The 20,343-nt window shown below is 34.2% G+C and carries 18 protein-coding genes; 11 read left to right on the forward strand and 7 right to left on the reverse strand.

Features of this window, described 5'->3' with window-relative positions:
- The first annotated feature begins 65 nt into the window (after positions 1 to 65).
- Together BXU10_RS21005 and BXU10_RS21010 are read left to right on the forward strand one after the other, a co-directional pair.
- Positions 66 to 566 (forward strand): hypothetical protein, encoded by a 501-nt coding sequence (locus BXU10_RS21005; protein ID WP_078229452.1) that lies wholly within the window; start codon positions 66 to 68, stop codon positions 564 to 566.
- Between the two features lie 5 nt (positions 567 to 571).
- Complete coding sequence (locus tag BXU10_RS21010) at positions 572 to 754, forward strand: helix-turn-helix domain-containing protein (protein WP_223255527.1); 183 nt, start codon at positions 572 to 574, stop codon at positions 752 to 754.
- A 75-nt stretch (positions 755 to 829) separates the two neighbouring features.
- On the opposite strand, the gene BXU10_RS21015 is transcribed toward BXU10_RS21010, so the two are convergent.
- Positions 830 to 4,870, reverse strand: a complete 4,041-nt coding sequence (locus BXU10_RS21015; RefSeq protein ID WP_078229453.1) for a two-component regulator propeller domain-containing protein — start codon at positions 4,868 to 4,870, stop codon at positions 830 to 832.
- Between the two features lie 165 nt (positions 4,871 to 5,035).
- Here BXU10_RS21015 and BXU10_RS21020 point away from each other — a divergent pair, with 165 nt between their 5' ends.
- Complete coding sequence (locus tag BXU10_RS21020) at positions 5,036 to 5,395, forward strand: hypothetical protein (RefSeq protein ID WP_078229454.1); 360 nt, start codon at positions 5,036 to 5,038, stop codon at positions 5,393 to 5,395.
- 66 nt (positions 5,396 to 5,461) lie between these two features.
- On the opposite strand, the gene BXU10_RS21025 is transcribed toward BXU10_RS21020, so the two are convergent.
- The 5 genes from BXU10_RS21025 to BXU10_RS21045 all read right to left on the reverse strand — a co-directional run bounded on the left by BXU10_RS21025 (position 5,462) and on the right by BXU10_RS21045 (position 11,045).
- Entirely contained in the window at positions 5,462 to 6,880 is a 1,419-nt protein-coding gene (locus BXU10_RS21025; RefSeq protein WP_078229455.1) for a TolC family protein, read from the reverse strand.
- Positions 6,861 to 8,216: an HlyD family secretion protein gene (locus tag BXU10_RS21030; RefSeq protein WP_078229456.1), complete on the reverse strand. Its 1,356-nt coding sequence runs from the start codon at positions 8,214 to 8,216 to the stop codon at positions 6,861 to 6,863. Before BXU10_RS21030 ends, BXU10_RS21025 begins: the two co-directional genes overlap by 20 nt.
- A gap of 2 nt (positions 8,217 to 8,218) precedes the next feature.
- Entirely contained in the window at positions 8,219 to 9,874 is a 1,656-nt protein-coding gene (locus BXU10_RS21035) for a peptidase domain-containing ABC transporter (RefSeq protein ID WP_078229457.1), read from the reverse strand.
- Positions 9,875 to 9,976: 102 nt separating this feature from the next.
- Complete coding sequence (locus BXU10_RS21040; protein ID WP_223255518.1) at positions 9,977 to 10,453, reverse strand: hypothetical protein; 477 nt, start codon at positions 10,451 to 10,453, stop codon at positions 9,977 to 9,979.
- Between the two features lie 190 nt (positions 10,454 to 10,643).
- Positions 10,644 to 11,045, reverse strand: a complete 402-nt coding sequence (locus BXU10_RS21045) for a DoxX family protein (RefSeq protein ID WP_031455495.1) — start codon at positions 11,043 to 11,045, stop codon at positions 10,644 to 10,646.
- A gap of 424 nt (positions 11,046 to 11,469) precedes the next feature.
- Between BXU10_RS21045 and BXU10_RS21050 the strand changes: the two genes are divergently transcribed.
- Positions 11,470 to 12,525, forward strand: coding sequence for a winged helix-turn-helix domain-containing protein (locus tag BXU10_RS21050; protein WP_078229459.1), 1,056 nt, complete (start codon positions 11,470 to 11,472; stop codon positions 12,523 to 12,525).
- Positions 12,526 to 12,562: 37 nt separating this feature from the next.
- Here BXU10_RS21050 and BXU10_RS21055 read toward each other — a convergent pair whose 3' ends face one another.
- Positions 12,563 to 13,792, reverse strand: coding sequence for a PQQ-dependent sugar dehydrogenase (locus tag BXU10_RS21055; protein ID WP_078229460.1), 1,230 nt, complete (start codon positions 13,790 to 13,792; stop codon positions 12,563 to 12,565).
- 155 nt (positions 13,793 to 13,947) lie between these two features.
- Here BXU10_RS21055 and BXU10_RS21060 point away from each other — a divergent pair, with 155 nt between their 5' ends.
- The 7 genes from BXU10_RS21060 (at position 13,948) to BXU10_RS21090 (ending at position 20,339) form a co-directional block, all read left to right on the forward strand.
- Entirely contained in the window at positions 13,948 to 14,853 is a 906-nt protein-coding gene (locus tag BXU10_RS21060) for an IS1595 family transposase (RefSeq protein WP_078226492.1), read from the forward strand.
- A 274-nt stretch (positions 14,854 to 15,127) separates the two neighbouring features.
- The gene (locus BXU10_RS21065; RefSeq protein ID WP_078229461.1) at positions 15,128 to 15,982 is read left to right on the forward strand and encodes a hypothetical protein; all 855 of its coding nucleotides are present in this window, start codon (positions 15,128 to 15,130) and stop codon (positions 15,980 to 15,982) included.
- Positions 15,983 to 16,339: 357 nt separating this feature from the next.
- On the forward strand, positions 16,340 to 16,909 hold the full coding sequence (locus BXU10_RS21070; RefSeq protein WP_078229502.1) for a DUF4255 domain-containing protein: 570 nt from the start codon (positions 16,340 to 16,342) through the stop codon (positions 16,907 to 16,909).
- On the forward strand, positions 16,906 to 17,739 hold the full coding sequence (locus BXU10_RS21075) for a hypothetical protein (RefSeq protein ID WP_078229462.1): 834 nt from the start codon (positions 16,906 to 16,908) through the stop codon (positions 17,737 to 17,739). The genes BXU10_RS21070 and BXU10_RS21075 overlap by 4 nt, the downstream gene beginning before the upstream one ends.
- 37 nt (positions 17,740 to 17,776) lie before the next feature.
- Complete coding sequence (locus BXU10_RS21080; protein WP_078229463.1) at positions 17,777 to 19,354, forward strand: phage tail sheath C-terminal domain-containing protein; 1,578 nt, start codon at positions 17,777 to 17,779, stop codon at positions 19,352 to 19,354.
- A gap of 53 nt (positions 19,355 to 19,407) precedes the next feature.
- Positions 19,408 to 19,881, forward strand: coding sequence for a phage tail protein (locus BXU10_RS21085; RefSeq protein WP_031455486.1), 474 nt, complete (start codon positions 19,408 to 19,410; stop codon positions 19,879 to 19,881).
- The gene (locus BXU10_RS21090; RefSeq protein ID WP_078229464.1) at positions 19,881 to 20,339 is read left to right on the forward strand and encodes a phage tail protein; all 459 of its coding nucleotides are present in this window, start codon (positions 19,881 to 19,883) and stop codon (positions 20,337 to 20,339) included. The genes BXU10_RS21085 and BXU10_RS21090 overlap by 1 nt, the downstream gene beginning before the upstream one ends.
- Positions 20,340 to 20,343 lie beyond the last annotated feature (4 nt).

Genomic DNA, 20,343 nt, shown 5'->3' on the forward strand with positions numbered 1-20,343 from the left:
GGACTTGGTATAAGATAAAGTAAATGTTATACACAATAGAGTGATCTAGTGTAAAAAAATATTTGATGATTAAAGATTTACATTCTTTTGTTAAGATTTCAGTTCCTGTTTGCGAGGTGTTTCCACATTTTTTCACTTTTAATCTGCTGAAAGTTTTCGAAGATCTTTGGTATGTACCCAAGTTCTTATCTCCTACCTTTAAAAATAATTTTTCAAAACCAGGAACAGGTGATTATATCGTTTATTTTGATGACGACAGTACTGCAAGATATCAATTACTTACTCTTAAACCAGACATATCATTTTCGACCCAAATTAATGATTTTAGCTCCATCCGTTTCATCGGATTAGAATTTGTTGAGTGTCACTTTTCTTTTTCTGAACAGGGAGAAGTTAAAACAAATATTCAATTAAAATGTGTATTTAAATTGCGTTCACGTTTTTGGGGATTACTATTTAAAACCTTAGCAATTAAAAAAACACATCGTAATCTTGACACTTTTTTGATTCAAACTGCTAAGGAGTATGAACAGTTTTCGTTAATAAAAAACAAAAATGTTTTGTAAAACATATATATTACAATCAGTTAAAAATTCAGAAGTCCTGCTCTCTTTTGCAGTTCAGCACCATGAAAATAAAGGAAATTGCTTGTTTTTTGGGCTATTATGACCCGTTTCATTTTTCAAAATCATTTAGGATGGTCATGGAAATATCTCCCAGGGAATACCGGCTTAAATATAAAACTACTGTTTAATCGCTATTTGAATCATCAAAAAGGGCTTCAACTCCGCTCAGCCTGACAACTGTTTTGAATTACACCCAGCAAGTACTATTTAATAATATTCAAATCAGAATTAAAAGAACTCTTATACTTTTTGATGTATTCTGAAGGTGTCATTCCAAATAATTTCACGAATTGCTGTCTGAAATATTTCGGGTCTTCAAAACCAACCTCAGCACTTGCCTGGGCAATATTAATATCTTCAGTAAGCATCAACATGGCAGCTCTTCGGATTCGCAGTGAACGTATAAAAGCGTTTAGAGTCTGTCCCGAAATGATCTTAATTTTGGTATAAAGTGTTCTATGGCTCATACCCATTTCAAGAGCAAAAGTTCTAATTGTAAAATCTCTTTTGTGAATATTAGCTTCTACAATATCAATACATTTTTTCAGCATTTCCTGATATTCTACAGGGACTTTCTGTGTATTCTCTTTTAAAGTTATACTATTTAAGAAATAGGTTCGTAAATTGCTTCTGTTTCGCAATAACGATTCGACACGGGCCACGAGTATCTCATCATCAAATGGTTTCGTGATATAATCATCCGCACCATCATTTATTCCCTGCAAATGGGTTTCAGGATTTTTTGATGCGGTTAACAGAATTACAGGAATATGAGATAAATCATTGCTTTCTTTTATTTTTCGGCATAATTCAAGACCATCCATTTCTTCCATGGTAATATCGCTGATTACCAAATCGGGCATGTGTTTTTTGGTTAGTTTTAAACCCTCTTCACCATTTTCGGCACTATACACTATATGATTTTCAGAAAATAATTTGATTAGATATCCTCTTATTTCAGCGTTGTCGTCAACAATTAAAACCGTTCTTTTTTCAGTAAGCATCACTTTTTGTAAATCACTTTCGGAAACTACTGTATTAACTGACGCATTGCTTTCTTCGGCATCATCAATAATCAATTCATCAAAAAGCTGACTTCTTTTTTGAACGTCGTTTGTAATTTCTGCATTTTCAAAATGGCTGTCTCCTTTCAGAAAAGTTAATTTAAACGTACTCCCTTTACCAGGTTCACTGCTACAGCTTACAGTTCCTTTATGTTTGTCTGTAAAATATTTGACAATATAAAGCCCGATTCCAAAACCGGTTCCAATAGAAACTTTTGAATTGATTTGTTTGAATTTTTCGAAGATTACCTCAATATCTTTTTTCTCGATTCCATCGCCGTTATCAGCGATCTCTAGCTGTACATCATCATCAGTTTCTGTAAGTTTAAGATCAATCTGCCCACCAATTGAGGTATACTTAAAAGCATTTGACATCAGGTTAAACAGTGAGATTTCAATTTTTTCATAATCACCGATAATCACAATTTCATGATCCGGAATATCAAAATTGTATTTTATATTCTTCTCTTTTGCCTGATTTACAAAACACTGATACACTTCATTACAAAGATTGTTGACATTTATAGGAGATAATCTAAGGGAATCAGCATCATTTTCGGCTTTTCTAAAAAGCAGAAGCTGATCTACCAGACTCAAAAGTCTTCTGGCATTTCGGTGTGCAATAGCCAAATCACTTCCTGAAGATCCATTTTGAACACTTTCTTTCTGAACTGCTTTTTTAAGCGGATTTATAATGAGCGAAAGCGGTGTTCTGAATTCGTGTGAAATATAGGTAAACATCGATGATTGTTTCTCAGCAACTTCTTTTTCTTTCTTGCTTTCAAGTTCAGCGATTTTTACCTTATATTTTAATTTTTCCTTATTCTTTTGATAATCAAGATACACAAAAAGAATTCCTGCCACAGCCAGAACATATAAACTATAAGCCCACCACGTTCTGTACCAGGGCGGCAAAACTTCAATTGAAATCAGATTGATTTCATTGTTCCAGCCCCCCTCAAAATTGGTGGTTTTTACTTTAAAAGTATATTTTCCTTCCGGCAGTCTTGAATAGTTTGCCTTTCGGGCCTGACCCACATAATTCCATTGGTCATCCCAGCCGTCGAGCAGGTAAGCATAATTTATTTTATCGGCATTATTATAATCCAAAGCAACAAATTCTACCGATAAAGTGGTCTGATCGTAATCCAGACTTACTTCTTTCATTTTGTCGGAGTCTAAAGTTGTTACTTCCACTCCGCTTACTTCAATTGGCTGATTGTTGACATAAAAATCAGTCAGCAATACGTTATTTTTTTGATTGAAACCCTTAATCGCTTCCGGAAAAAAGATATTAAAACCGTTTATACCGCCAAAAAGAAATTCGCCTGTCGATAATTGAATCCCGGCATTAAAACTAAACTGATTGCTTTGAAGTCCGTCATTTACAGAAAAATTACGGAATGTTTTTCGTTTTTTATCAAATCTGCAAATACCGCTGTAAGTACTCATCCAGAGATTCCCTTCCTTATCTTCCAGTAATCTCAAAACCGTATTTGACGGAAGGCCTTCATCTGTAGTAAATCTTTTAATACGATTGGTTTTTCTGTCAAACATAACCAATCCGCCTTCCTGTGTCCCCAGCCAGAGATTTTTGTCTTTATCTTCATGAATACATCGAATCGGATTGCCAATTACCGTTTTTTTGACTTTTTTTGGTGTTTTTTCTATACAAAACAAAGTACTGTAATTTGCTCCCCAAAGCTTACCATCCCTGGTTTCTATTAGACATTGCAAATTATTGATGTTTCGGTCAAAAAGTACAAAACTGTTTTTATTGCGGTCAAAAAGATACAAGGAACCTTCGTTTGTAGCACTTGCCCAGATATTGGCTTTTGAATCCATATAAACAAACCAGATATTTTTTTCTATTTGTTTGGTATATGGGTTGTAACATGAAAACTGGGTTACACTGTTATTATTTTTATTAATTCGGTTTACACCTCCGGCCCAGGTAGAGATCCAGATATCGTTATTATTATCACGTGTTATTCCGGTAATAAATTTGCTCGAAAGGGTATTTCCGTAGTTTACATAAGTATTATTTTTTCGGTTCCAGTATTTTAAACCTGCACCGTCTGTTCCTACCCAAATGTTATTTTTCTCATCCTCGCAAAAAGACAAAATAAAATTTTCAGCGGGATCTTTTGCATTATATCTAATGCTTTTAAAATACTTGGGAATATTGCTTAGCATACTGACTCCCCCACGCAATGAGCCAAACCATTTATTTCCGGTTTTATCTTCATACAAACTCCAAACCGAATTACTTTTGGCCAGTTGATTACCATTAACTTCATTCTGCCAAATAGCCTGGTTACCAATAATTCTGTAAATCCCACAACCGTCAGTAGTAATCCAGATTTCTTTTTTCTTATCAACAAGAATATCGGTAACACTGCATTTATTTGAAAAATAATTATCAGAAAGAGTACCCGATCTTGTATCAAAAAGAAAAAGCCCTTCATCTGTGCCTAACCAAAGGTTTCTATCAGAAGACGGTTTCATTGCTTTTACTTCTTTTGAAAGCGGAAAAACTACTTGTAAAACTTTAGACTGATAGGAATACCTGCAGATTCCAATATTACGGACATATACCCAGGAATGGCTGTTTTTTTTATCATCCTGAATAGCTACTGCATCATAATTATCAATACTATTTTTTTTACCTTGAATTTTAAGCGGAATTTGTTTGCCGATGAAAGAGCCGTTTTCAAAACTTATCAGTCCTAAACTCTGAGAAGCTATCAGTACTAAATCATCAGAAACAGAACGCATCTGATGAATAATGTCTTTTAAAACTTTTACTTTTTTATTTGTAGCTGTATAACGAACAGGATGAAATGTGGCTGTATTTTTATTGTAAATACAAACCCCATTCGAACCACCAACCCAGATATTTTTTTTCGAGTCTCCTTCGATGTTATAAATAGTATTGAATGGCAAGGATTTTTTATCGTTGATACGGTTTCGGAATACTTTAAAATTATATCCGTCATATCGGTTCAGTCCATCATAAGTTCCAAACCACATATAACCATCACTATCTTGAAATATTGTAGTCACCGAATTGTTGGATAACCCATCAGATATGTCAAGAAATTTTACCGGATTCTCCTGCGCCGAAACAAGTGCGTAAAATCCCACTAATAGAATCAGGTTTATAAAAAATTTCTTCAAGATTTGTTTATTTTAAATTGAAAAGAATAATCAAGCAATAAATTTATCAATAATTTAAAAAATCACAAGAAAAAAGAATAAAAAATAAATAAAATCACAATTTACCTATATTATTAAAAGTTCGATTATATTTGCCGACTTTCTTTTTAAAACACAAATAAAATAATGACAATACAAGATTTAACTGGCAGCTATTCTATTTTGGGAAGTAATCAGGACGGTTCTGATGAAATGACTTATAAAGGTGTTCTGACACTCTCTCTTGATAAAAACAACAGGATTAAAGCCAGGTGGATCATCAACAATGTTCAGGAACAAAAAGGCTCAGGATTTTTTAAGGATAATATTCTCGTAATCAATTTTAGTTATAAAGGAGAAGACAAAAAAACATACAAAGGAGTGGCGGTTTACAGATGCATTACCAAAGATATACTCGAAGGATTTTGGTCTGAAAAACACGGAAACCCGCTCTATCTGGGAACCGAACATTGCATTAGAACAGCAACTTCTGAACGGTTGAACTAATATCCTTTAAATAAAAAACCACTTATTTTACCTGAATAAATGAGTGGTTTGAAAAGAAAAAAAATATCAATCAGGATTTGCCAGTATTTTAAACAATTCGGCATTTGAAATGTAAAACTGATTTTCGATGCTAATTTGTGATAGTTTGGCACTTACCAGATTATTTTCCCTTGAATTGATCAGGAAGATAGAACTTTCACCAAAAGAGAACAACTTTTCTTCAGAATTCAGCATAGTCAGATAGTCTTTTACCAGATTATCAATGACTCCTTTTTGCCTTTTTAAAGAAGCAATTTCGGTTTGCTGTGCTTTGATTTTATTTTTAAGTTCGAGTCGCTGCTGGTCAATGTCATATTTTAAATCCTGAATTTTAAGTTTTGCCAGTTTTAAACTTCCGCGCTCTTTTCTCAAAAAAATCGGAATGCTGAAATCGACATTAAACTTATAATCGTCGGTATTGAAAGAATTAAAATAAGAAGGCTCCGAAATATAATTGTACCCCACATTCAGCTTAGGAAGCAAGGAATTCGCTTTCAGTTCCCTGCTAATTTCGAGCATCCCCATTTTAGTTTCCAGAGCCTGAATCTTCGGATGAGAGTCCAGACCCTGAACATCCACCATCATTGCATCGGTTCTTAGGGTTTCTTCCAGCGTTTTTATCAGATTTTCTTCCGGTTTAACAGCATCTCCTAACTCAACAGGAACATTTTCTATCCATAAATAATTCGAAAGATATAATTTCGCTTTAGCCAATTTCAGATTTCCGTTTTCTACGTTTAATTCACGGTTTCGAACAGTAATTCCGGCCTCTACACTGTCTATGGCCGGAGCGTCCCCCAGTTCAATCAGCTTTTTTACACCCTGAAAACGAGTGCTGGCAAAACCAAGATATCTTTTATAAAGTTCAGCTTCATTGTAGCTTTTTCTCCATTCAAAATACGCTTCGCTGGCTTTGTACAAAACCTCAATAGCTTTAAGTTTTCGCTGTGCATCACTCAGTTTTACCTGCAGTTTCCCTTCCCTTACATCAGCCATTCGCTGATTGATGAACATTCCCTGACCTAAGGCTACATTAATTCCCAAAGAAGTCAAACCCGCTTCAGGAGTACGATTTTGTGGGTTGTAGTATTGCCCGTCTGTCTGGTCAAAACCTGCTTTAATTTCGATTCCGTACCAGGTAGGAATTTTAAAACTGCTGTTTAAAAGCGAATAATATTCTGTTCCTTTAAATTCTTTTTTATTGTAATCGACTTCGATTTTAGGATCAAATCCTCCTCGGGCAAGCATCAATGCAGCCTGAGCCGTACTAATTTCAAGATTAGCCTGCTTGACCAGCGGATGATACTTTTTTACGTATCCCAAAAACTCGCTATAGCTCAATTCTTCTTTATTAAAATCCTGACTGTATAAATTAGAAAAGCCGAATAAAAATAAAAGAGAAAAGACTGATACAGCATACTTCAATTTATTTTTTGTCCTTACCATCCTTCGCCTCTTTTTCGTCTGATTTATAATAATTTGGAGGGAAGCCATTCAGGTTACGCCATATTTCGTACCATACTGAAACGGTTTCAAGTAAAGCGATACTTTGTGCCCCTGCTCCTATACTTAATTCTTTTGGCCATTTATTATCCGGACCATCAGGTGAAACAAGCACTCTGTATTTCCCATTAGAACTTATAAAATTCTCGATTGCCACGATTCTTCCACCATAGGTTCCATAAGATAATCCAGGCCATCCTGAAAATACGATTCTTGGCCATCCGTCAAACCAGACACGTACTTTCGCACCGCGATGTACCAACGGAAGATCGATAGGATCAACATAGGTTTCAACCGCAATATCATAACTTGCCGGCATAATACTCACAATTGGAGTCCCTTCTTTGATTGTTTCTCCCAAACCTGCCAGCAAAGCACGGTTGACATAACCGCTCTGAGGAGCCTTAATGTAGTACAGACCGTTTCTAAGACTATAATTTACATATTGATTCTGCAATTTATTTACTTGGGCTTCTGTATCATATTGCGTACTCAAAGCAGTATATTTATCGCTTTTTGATTTCGAAATTTTCTCGGTGTACTCAGCTGTAATTCGGTTAATTTCAACTCTTGCATTTATCAATTCGTTTTTACTGCTCAAAAGCTTGTTTTGCTGCGTCACTATATATGCTTCAGACTCCTGAAGTTTCAGTCTTTTTTGCTCCACATCGGTAAGCGGCTTCAAACCTTCCTTATTCAATGCTGTCGAACGGTCAAATTGAGTTTTAGCGATTCTTAACTGTGTTTTTATCGCTTCAAGATCCATACTGTCACTCTTGATTTTCAGCTGGGCCTGTTTAATTTTATTCTGGGCCTGCTGCAGTTTTAATTCTCTTTCTGTATTAAGCGATTGTGCCTGAACTTCAAGCGAATTTACTTTGTCTCCATACGATTCTACAGCCATTTTCTTGGCATCAACCTGCTGTTTGGTGTTGCCAACAAGATTCGGATCCAGATAATCTTCTTTTACCTCCGAAATAAAAACAATTGTATCTCCTTTTTTTACATAATCACCTTCCTGCACGTACCATTTTTCTATTCTTCCGGCAATAGCATTATGTACTGTTTGTGGTCTCTGATCAGGTTTTAAGGTCGTTACTGAACCGCTCCCTGAAATGTTTTGTGTCCATGGCAGAAAAAGGCAAGCTACACAAAAGATCAAAAATCCGATTATAACCCTGTTTAAAATTTTATAATGTGGCCTGCGGGCTACGCTGGTAATAGATTTGTATTTACCCGGAGTTATCAGTACATTATTATCTTTAGATATATTGAGCATGATTAAAGCTTTATGTCGTTAATAATTTTTCCGTTATCGATCGTTATCATACGGTCACATTTGTTCTTCCAGATATCGTTTTTAGAAGTTACAATTACCGTCCAGTCATTTTCTTCAGAAAGTAAAAAATCTACAATTTTACCAGAAGTCAGTTCGTCCATTTTATCAACAGGATCTTCAAGAAATAATATATTAGGTTTATGAACAATACTACGTGCTAAAAGAATCTTTTGGATATCTGAAGCAGAAAGTTCATTACCACCCGGATGCACCTGATGTTCTAGTCCGTTTGGGAATGTTTTGATGTCAGGCGTCAGCCCAACATTATCAAGAGCCCACTTTAGATCATCATTATTCAATTCATCGTTTCCAAAAAGGATATTTTCGCGAATGGTTCCGGCAAAAAGCGTATCCCCCTGTAAAAAAGTTCCGGCCTGTGCTCTGTAGGCATCTTCGTCTAAACGGTTCATATAATTATCTGTCACATACATCGCACCGCTTTCAGGTTCAAGTAAACCAGATAATAAACGTAATAAAGTACTTTTTCCTGCTCCGTTTGTTCCTCTTAAAATGATTTTTTCCCCCTGATTTATTTTCAGATTAATATTTTTAAGTGATTTTTTATTGTGATCCGGATAATTGTAAACCACGCTTTCTGTTTCAATATTAATTCCTGTTTCAGAGACTGCTGATGTTTCAGGGATACATGAGATTTCCATGTCTGTTACTTGTCCAATTTTTTCCAATGAAGTCAGTACATCATAAAAAGATTCCAATCCGAAAATAATTTTTTCAACCGAATTGATCAGCAATACGATAACAATTTCAGCTGCTACAAACTGCCCGATGTTCATTTGATGGTGAATTACCAGGAAACCACCAATAGACAATAAGGCAGCCGTAACAATAACTTTAAAAACAATAAGCTGAATATATTGTTTTTTCATTACCTGAAAATGCTTTTCACGATAGTTTATGTACTTGCTTACATAGTCATCATTTCTTTCTAATGCATATTCAAAACCTCCTTTTTTGCGAAAACTATCCCTATTACGGGCAATTTCCTGAAGCCACGCTGCCACTTTATACTTAAATTTTGATTCGTTAAGACTCGTCTCCAGTCCATCTTTATACGAAAATTTAAAAATGATATATAAAATGACGATAAACAAAAGACCAATTACCGTAAAGAAAGAATGGTACAAGACTAATAATATAATCCCCAGACCAACTTGTAAAAAAGCAGTACAAAAATCCAGTAAAAGTTTTGCCGTTCCTTTTTGTACCATTAAAGTATCAAAAAAACGATTGGCTTTTTCCGGGGCATATTCAGAATACATTTCCTTAAATTTGATTAGAGGCAATCTGTAGGCAAATTCAAATGAAGAGCGCACAAAAATTCGCTGCTGCAGATTTTCTACGATGCGAAGCTGTAAAATGGTCAGAATTCCGCCGAAACCAACTCCTATTGTAACCAAAATTACAAGTACAATCCAGGAAACACTCAGCTGTCCGCTCTGGATAAAATTAATAATTGCCTGAATCCCTAAAGGAAGTGAAAGGTTTACAAGGCCGGCAAAAGCAGCATAAAAAATAATTTGATATACATCGCGTTTGTCAAGATGAAGCAAATTGTAAAAACGTTTTAATGGTGTCATGAATTTATATAAATACAATATTAATAAATGTTACATACGGTAAAAACCATAGATAAGGATGTCAGAATTACTTCTAACAGCAAACAAAATTAAGTATTTATATTAGAATCGAGGTGGAGGTAAATGAATTTTACCATGAAAACCAAATGAGAATATTTGATTATCAACATAGTTTTTTGTTTTTAAACTAATTTGAAAGTACAAAACAGTTAATGAAGTGTTTAAAGGTACCAGATAATCTAATGACGGAATCCCTTTTGCGAGTTTAGTGGTTTTTGTTTCCTTAGTTTCGTAGTCATCCAATTCTTCCGGAATACTGTCGCAATTGAATATTTTTTTCAGGAAATTACAGGTAATACCTCTAACCGTATTTGTTTCTGCATTATCAGCGATGATAAGGCCAAAACTATTTGAGACGTTAATACTGCTGATTAGAAAGTACCCAATTAGCAATACCTGAAGGCATTTACATAAGATACTATTTTTAATTCTGCTCAACATTTCCCTGTCCTTAAAGTGGCGCAAGTTAGGACGAAATTTTATGACCAACATTAAAATAACATTAGAATTGGATTTCATTCTGTTATTTTTTTCTTAATAGAAAACAAAAAAAGAGACCCGAAAGTCTCTTTGTATATGATAAAATAGTCTATCCTAATCTGTTGGATGAAATTGACAGGATGATAAAAATTTTATAATTTGAAAGCCACTTCGACTCTGCTCAGCCTGACCCTTATCTCTAGTTCACTACAGATTTAAAATGAATATTTTAGTCCCAGTTGTTGTTTTTTGAAACTGCCAGTTTTCCCCCACCAGTAAAAAATAAAGCAAGAGCACCAAAGAAATACAATCCTAAAAGCTCAAGCGCCCAGCCTCCGTGTTCTCCTAATTTGAATATATCTGCACTATGCGCCATTAATACGGCAACTAAACAATTGAATGCATAAATAAGTGCTGCAAGCCTTGTTCTAAAACCAATTAAAATGGCAATTGGAGCCAAAATTTCACCAACTAAAACACCATAAGCAAAGAATCCCGGAAGTCCTTTTTCTACAAGCATACCGCTTATGAATTCCAACCCTCCGCCAAATTTTGCAAAACCGTGCAAAAGCATTAAAAATCCAATTGTAATACGAAGTATTAACAAACCTAAATCATTGTTTTTTCTCATTTTTTAATATTTAAATTTAGTAAAACAAATCAGTATTTCATACAAAACAATGCTGCTGTATGATAGCTGCTAAAGGTAAAAATAGTAAAAATATACTTCCTGAAAGATTAAAAAACTCATTCTTTTGAGTTTTACAACTTATGATTTAGCAGTTGGATATTTAGTATTTGTTAAAAAAATAATTCCCTAAACATTTTCAGCACAGCACAGGACAGATGCAGCATTCTATTTCTATATTTTTGAGAACAATCAAATTAACATTTAGCAACCCAAACACATTAATCATAAAAATAAAATAAAATATTTGTTAAAATTTTAATTCTTTACTCAGTATTCATACAATTAAACTCATACCTATAATTTTCAAAAATGAAGGTGGTTAAAAATTAACGAAAGTTTTATAAAATATATCCGAAACCCCTATATGGCATCAAAAAGAAATAATGTAACTATAAACCTGAAAATGGATTCCGGCTCTCCTAAATTTATACAGGTAGCCGATTTTCTCGCCACAGAAATTGTGAATGGTAAAATGAAGACCGGTCAGCAAATGCCATCAATAAATGAATTGAGTACCCAAAATTCGATCTCGCGGGACACTGCAGAAAAAGCTTACAAAATATTAAGGGATCAGAAATTAATAGTTTCCGTGATGGGATCAGGAAATTTTGTTTCCTATGCCGGCTCAAAAGCAAAGTTTGATGTTTTTTTTCTTATCAATAAACCATGTACCTATAAAATGGAGGCTTACAATGCTTTTGTTGATACAATTGGAAATAAAGGACATGTCAATATGTATATCTATTATTGTGATGAGCAGCTTTTTATTAATGCTTTGAAAAAAAACATTAATAATTATAACTATTTTATAATTATGCCTCATTTTAGAACCAGCAAAAAAACTCATATTAATTATACAAACAGAGTTCTAAAAGCTATTGAAACCATTCCGAAAGATAAACTTTTGATACTCGACAATTCTTATTCTGAAATTTCAGGGAATTTTACAGCAGTTTATCAGGATTTTAAAGAGGATATAATGTATGCGCTGACAAAAGCTTTCGCAAAATTAAAAAAATACAAAAAGATCATTTTGGTGTTTTCAACCCAAACCTTATTTCCAATTCCGGTTGGTTTATTACATGGTTTTAAAGAATTCTGTCAAAATAATTCCCTTGACTTTGAAATCATAGAAGAAGTAAATAATGATCTGAAATTTGAATCAAAAGAAGCTTATATCGTTATTGATGATAATGATTTGGTGCAGCTTGTTCAGCAGATAAAAGAAAAAAAGCTACAAATTGGTATTGATGTAGGTGTCATTTCTTATAATGAAACCCCACTCAAGGCGCTTCTTGACATTAGTGTTCTAAGCAGCGATTTTAAAGCCATGGGACAAAAAGCTGCAGAATTAGTACTGAGCAATAAAAAAGAGTTTTTCAAAAATCCGTTTGGATATATTGAACGCAGTTCTCTATAAAAAATGGCGCCTGAGAGCGCCATTTTTATTGAAATCATTATTTCTTATCTATCTTATAAAGTCTACCCTGATCGGTTACAGCATACAAAGCACCGTCATTGCCCTGAGTAATATCTCTAAATCGCTGACCTTCGCCAGCTAAAAGCCTTTCTTCTCCCACAACACGGTTATTTACTATTGCAAGACGTGCTATATGTTGACCACTTAATGCCCCTATAAATAAATTATTTTTCCATTCCGGCACACGGTCACCCTTATAAAAAGTCATACCGCTTGGTGATATAACAGGATCCCAGTAATACACCGGTTGTTCCATGCCTTCTTTTTTCTGGATAGCATCTCCAATTGCCTCTCCTCCGTATTCTATACCATAAGTTATGATTGGCCATCCGTAATTTGAGCCTGCTTTTAATCGATTAATTTCATCTCCCCCACGCGGTCCATGTTCACTTAGCCAAATTTCACCTGTAGTCGGGTGAAGTGCCAGCCCTTGCGGATTTCTATGCCCTATAGTATACAATTCTGCTAAAGCTCCTGTCTGACTAAAAACAGCATTGCCAGTTGCTGGCAGTCCGTCTTTGGTTATTCTGACCACTTTTCCTAAACCGGCAGAAACCGACTGTGCCAACGGTCTGGTTGCTAACACTGAACGTTCTCCTGTACTAACGATAAGATTTCCGGTTTTATCAAAAAGAATACGGCCTCCATAATGAAGCGTACTTGCATTTGCCGGATTTGCACGATAAATTACAGTCGCTCCTTCGATTGTTTTTTCATCATTTGATAACTTTCCTTTCGCAACTGCTGTTAGGTTTCCGCCTGTTCCTGCTTCAGCAAACACCCAATAAATCATTCTATTGGATGTAAAATCAGGATCAAGACACAAGCCCAATAAACCTCCCTGATTTGCCGAATTTACCGCTGGTAAACCTGTAATTGCGGCACTTACTTCACCTGTTACTTTAACAATGCGTAAGTTTCCTGTTGTTTTCTCGGTAACTAAAAGTCTGCCATCCGGAAGGCTTTTGACCCCCCAGGGACTGGTCAATGCTGAAGTGATAATCTTTGCCTCATAACTCGTATTGGTCTGTAGTCCGCCTATTCGTGTTTGTCCCTCAAAAGCAGGAGTATAAGTTGTATTGGCTGAATTATTTTCAACCGGATTTGTCGGTGTTCCCGGATCGTTTGTGTTTTTATCATCGTTCGAGCAGCTGAATAATGTAAAAGATGCAATTAAAAGACTCAGAATTTGATTTGTATTTCTCATCGTATTTGGGATTTAATTTTTTGTAATAGTTTTCAAAAATCTAAAATTAATTCTATAAAAAATTATACGATTTATCTTATGATTTATATAATTTATTGATTATCCGTAATTACTCATAATTGAATAAAAAGCCTTATTTTTGATAAAAAAAAGCGATGAATATATTCAATTTTACTGCAAATTTTGGAAGCGAAGAATCTTGCCGACTTCATTTTAAAGAAGAAAGAGATAAGATCGGAGTTCAATGTAAATGCGGAAGCACAGAACATTTTTGGATAAAAAGCAGATGGAGCTATGAATGTAAAAAATGTAGAAGTCGAATTTCATTACGTAGTGGAACGATAATGCAAAGTTCGAATTTATCATTTTTGGTTTGGTACAAAACTATATTTTTATTAACGGCAACAAAAAAAGGATTTTCGAGTAAAGAAATTCAAAAACAATTGGGATTGAAACGTTACGAGCCAGTTTGGTCTATGGTTCATAAACTTCGAAAAGCAATGGGAAATAGAGATGCACGCTATACTTTGGAAGGAATGATTGAATTTGACGAGGGTTATTTTACAATTGAATCTACTGAAATAGAACAAGAAAAAGGAATTCGTGGACGTGGTGCTGTTGGGAAATCTAACGTTGCAATTATGGCAGAATCTACCGTTTTAGAAGATATAGAAACGGGTGAAAAATCAAATCAGTGCAGGTATTTTAAAGCAAAGGTTTTAACGGATCATACATCGGAGCAAATAAATCAAACTATACAGGAATCTATTTCTGAAAAAAGTATCCTTTTTACAGACAAGAGTACTTCATATATAGACATTGCAGAATATGTAGAAATTCATATAACTGAAAAATCCAATAAAGAAACAACCACAGAAACTTTAAGATGGGTTCATATTGCAATTAGTAATGCAAAAAGAAATTTCCTAGGAAATTTCCATAAAATTAAAGGAAAATATCTTCAATTATACCTAAATGAGTTCGTTTACAAGCTTAATAGGAGGTATTTTGAGGAAAAATTATTCGACAGGCTAGTAATAGCAAGCATCACAGGGTTATGACTAAAAACGGATAATAAAATATAATTTTAAACATTAGCAACTTATTTCATATAACAATATAAAATACAATTTAGACAATTAAAGAATAAAAAGTAAGGAAATAAATCTCGGCTAAAAATTCACAGAAAGTCATTTCATTTTAATCAACAACACAAAAAATATGTTTTTCATGACAAGAAAAACCTGTTCTGTGACAAACTCTCCTTTTTTAAAATGATTAGATTTTTAATTTTAAACTGCTATAATAAACCAACCCAAAAAAACGATCACCAAAATGCCTGAAAAAAAATCAATATTGATAGGATGTGATGATACCTTCGTTTTAACCCAGGTATTAAATGTATTGTCAACAATGTCTGATTTTACTTTTTCTACGGTTACTGTTTCCAGAGCTATCGATTTATATAATGCCGCAAAATCATTAGCACCGGACTTAATTATTTTAGGCTTCAAAAGAAATCAGCCTGTTATAAACGACAGTACTTTCAATTCCAGTAAAATAGATATTCCTATTTTATGTTTAACTCAAAGCTATGAATGCGAATCGTCATACTGGCCAAAAAACTGTATTATTTTTACACATCCATATAAGCTTATTAATAATGTTGCTTTTTTAATCTACAGAATCAAATCTATATTTGTCTTAAAAAAAACAGAAACTACAAATAAAGCGAGTTCAACATTTGCAGAAGCAGCCTTACAAAAAAATGATTTTAATCATACCAGAGAATTAAGTCATTATGTGATGGAACTTGATCAAAAAGTAGAAGTACTTCAAAATATTAAAAAACGTATTTCGTTCCTGTACCCAAATGTTGATGATACTATCAGAAGAGAATTAATGTCTATCGCAAATTGTATTAAAACGGCTGCCAATGACAATAAACTCTGGGACGATTTTAAAATTTATTTTGAACAATCAGATCCAGAATTTTTATTGGCCCTTGCCAAAAAACATCCTTCCCTTAGTCCTAAAGATTTAAAGTATTGCTGCTACATTAAAAGGAATATGAGTAATAATGACATTACCAACCTTCTCGGTATTAATCAGGAAAGCGTACGAACTCATAAATACCGCTTAAAAAAGAAATTGACACTTGAAAAAAACAGGATATCATTTCGTATTTAAGAAGCGTCTCTTAAAATCACTTCATCTTTCGATATAAAAAAGCTTAATTGATTCATTTTACAACCTGTAACTGAATCAATTTTTATTTTATAACAAACTAACAGCATACCCTAAATAAAACTAAAAACCACTAAAATCATCTTTCATAAATCGTATTAAAACTGACCATACATAATGAATAAATCCTTTCTTTTTACTAAAAAATATTCCTGTCTACATTTTGTCTATATAACATCAGAAATTTTAAACAATGTATACGAAAAGTACATTCTGAAAATCTTACACAAATTCAATTCTAAAGTAATTTTACCACTGCCATTGACAATCTCTTTTCTGAATAATTTAAATCATATTAAAATGATCAATCAATCACTTCAATTTACGAATAAATTACTGGGACAGTTTTTAAAAAACCGTTTTGGACTGGACGAAGATAAAATCGTCCTGAATTATATTGTAGATGTGAATGGTACATTTCCTAAAGTGAATCAGAATAAAGTGGTTTTATCCTTAATCAATGTGGAGAAAGAAACCAATCAGCCATTTTATATAAAAAACAAACAGCTCGAAAACGGAAATTATTCCAGTTTTAACCCTGTCGAAAGATACAATCTGGACATCCTGATCAGCAGTAATTTTGACGATTATAATGAATCTCTAAAATTTCTCGATGCCATTATTTATTTTTTTCAGATTAATAATTATCTGGATGCTTCCAGCTCTTCTTCTATTCCGGAAGGCTTGTCAAAACTGGAATTTGAATACGAAAAGATTTCGTACCATCAGATGCATAGTTTATGGACCGCAATGGGAGCAAAATACCAGCCGTCAATAATTTATAAAATGAAACTTATAAAAGTTCAGGCTAATGAAACAATCGCGATTACACCAGCTGTAACCAATACCAGTAATGCTCTGACAACATGATACAAAGCAATTACATAAAAATATTTACTACAGCTGTGTATCATACTTATTTTGATAACACCAAGTGCAATTGTCTTCATTTTATTGCTAATCATAAAACAGAAAAAATACTAAAGAGATTTGGTTTTAAAATCAATACTATTTACAACGGTTTTGATTTGTTCAGTACTACATCATCACTATCAAATTTATTCGATTATATTTCGAAAACTACTACACAGAATTACTTTGAATTTGATATTAGATGCAGTAATCCAAATTTCATTCTTTTTACAGCATTACCTATAAACTGGCTCGGCGAAATTATATTTGACAGCCATGATGATAAAAATCAGAATAATAATGGTATTACAACGCTCAGCCCAACATTAGAAACAAAATCAATGGCTCCGTTTTTTGGCAGTTTAAAAATTTATTTTGCTGATATTCTAAAAAATCAAACCACTACTCCCTTTCAGTTTGAAATAAAATTTAAAGCCAGAGCGACACAATGGCAATACTATTTTATTAATAAAAATGCCGTTACCTTAAACAATCCGGCGATTACTGAAAAAGAAAATATTCAATTTGATGGTCCGCAGCAGGTTACTCTTCAAACAGGAGAAAAAGCGCTCCTTTTTACATCAAGCACTACTAATATTCTGCTTAGTGAAAAACCAAAGTACAAATTTGATTTAATTAATAAAAATACATCAAATGGATCCGGTCAAAGCAATTTAAACGGAAGAGTAATCATTAAAGGACTACCTGTTCCTGATGTTTCACAAATTGAAATAGTCAAAAACAGTAACACAAATCAAATAGCATCACCAATGTATATCTATCTATAAAAAACAAATTAAAATGAACATTAAAAATTAAAAATCAATGAATTTATCTACCATCCAAACCCCTGGTGTGTATATTCAGGAATTAAATGCCTTTCCAAATTCAGTAGTAGCAGTTGCTACGGCTGTACCGGCATTTATTGGATACACGCCACAAGCTTCTTATGAAGGTACATCGTACACGAATGTACCGGTAAGAATCACATCGTTCTCTGATTTTCAGGCATTTTTTTGTTTACCGGATCCTGCGAGTCCAGCAAGTCCTGCTAAACAATATAGCCCTGAATATTATTTGGTAGAACAAAAAAGTCAGCCGGCAAAGGGAGACTATATGTTGATCAACGGATCTTACTATTCTATAGTTCCGGATCCTAATACAGTCTATTATTTGTATAACAGCGTGAAGCTTTTTTATGAAAATGGCGGTGGCGATGCGTATATTGTATCTGTGGGTACTTATGGCCCCGGATCACAAAAGCCAATGACTCCGGGTACTCCGATTGTGAATCCGAATGTACAGTTAAACGACTTATCTAACGGTCTTACTTTATTACTAAACGAACCGGAACCAACGATGTACATTTGTCCTGAAGCTACTTTGTTAAATCTTGCAGACAATGGTACCCTTATGCAATCAATGCTTCTTCAGGCTACAAAAATGCAAACGGCCATGTGTTTATTTGATATTATTGGAGGTGATGATCCTGATCCTATTTTGTATACTCAGGACATTACCAATTTCAGGAATAACACGGGTGCTCTGGGCCTAAATTATGGTATGGCCTATTATCCATTTATTGGAACTACCATAATGCAGAATTCGGATATTGATTATACCAATTTATTTGGTGGTGATATAAAACAGCTTGCCTCAATTCTCAATCCGCCAAATGCACCTAACCCGGCCGTTGCTACGATTATTGCCAACATTCAAAATCCTGATAGCGGTTTAAGTGTTACTCAAAACAACAACGCTCTTTTGATTGCGAGCCCAATTTACTCGTTAATCATAAAACACGTACTGACTGATGCTAATATTCTGCCTCCAAGCGGTGCTATGGCTGGGGTTATTACTACCACTGACAATGCTGTTGGCCCTTGGCAAGCACCTGCAAATACTTCTATTGTTGGAGCAGCTTCATTACCAATCAGTATTTCTGAAAGTCAGCAGGCAAATTTAAATGTTGATGCCGTTTCAGGAAAATCTATCAATGCAATCAGAATGTTTAATGGATTGGGTATTTTAATTTGGGGTTCAAGAACCTTAGACGGAAATAGCCAGGACTGGCGATATATTCCGGTAAGAAGAACCATGATTTTTCTTGAACAGTCTTGTAAACTCGCAGCTCAGGCTTATGTGTTTCAGCCAAATGACAAAAATACCTGGGAAGCCGTAATTTCTATGATCAGCAGTTTTCTTAATTCGATCTGGAAACAAGGCGGTCTGCAAGGTGCGAGTGCATCAGATGCTTATTCAGTTGCCTGTGGATTGGGCTCTACAATGACAGCAGATGATCTTTTGAATGGTTTTATGAATGTAACTGTAAAAGTAGCAGTAGTTCATCCTGCAGAATTTATCGTATTGACATTTCAACAGCAAATGGCAACTTCTAGTTAATCAAAGAAATACTCTAGTAAATCAAAGAAATTTTTAATTTAAAATAAAATATTATGCCACCACCAGATGACGGAAGCGTACAAGGCGCAACATGGCCAATGCCAAAGTTTAGGTTCGAAGTAGACCTTGGAACTGAATTGACAAAAGTAGCTTTTCAGGAAGTTACAGGAATGGATGTCGAAAATCAAATTATAGAATATCGTAAAAGTAACAGCCCTCTTTTTTCTGTAGAAAAAATGCCGGGAATTACCAAATACGGAAATGTTACCATGAAGCGTGGCATTTTTGTAAACGATAATACTTTTTGGGACTGGCATCAGCAAATCGTGATGAATACGATTAAAAGAAGAACAGTTTTGATCAAATTATTAGACGAAAAAGGCGATGTAACTATGCAATGGACATTAAATAATGCCTGGCCAACCAAAATTACCAGCACCGATTTAAAATCTGATGGAAATGAGGTTGCAGTAGACACTATCGAAATTGCACATGAGCAGCTCATCATTAAAAATGGTGGCAAATAATGGATTATCCGGTTAGCTTCTATTTTACACTTTCATTTTCAGGTGTAGATGCAGCTTTCAAAGAGGTATCAGGAATTTCGAAAGAATTAAGTGTTGAAGAAATTGTTTGCGGAGGCGAGAATCGTTTTAAATACCGCCTCCCAACTGTTTCTAACAGCCAAAACTTAGTTCTTAAAAGAGCCGTAGTACCCGTGGGATCTCAATTGGTAAACTGGTGTGCAAACTCTATTGATCAGGGATTATCAAATACGATTCAGCCCCACAATGTGATTTTGAGTTTGCTTAATGCCACCGGTATTGTATGCATGCAATGGACTTTTAATAATGCTTATCCTGTAAAATATGCTATTTCTGACTTAAACTCGCAGGAAAGCGGTATTGCAATAGAATCTATTGAACTCGCCTATACCTATTTTGATATTTCTTCAGACACAAAATTTGATAACCTTTTTGCTTAATAAT

Origin of the sequence: Flavobacterium sp. LM4 (assembly GCF_002017935.1) — a bacterium.
GTDB lineage: Bacteria > Bacteroidota > Bacteroidia > Flavobacteriales > Flavobacteriaceae > Flavobacterium > Flavobacterium chungangense.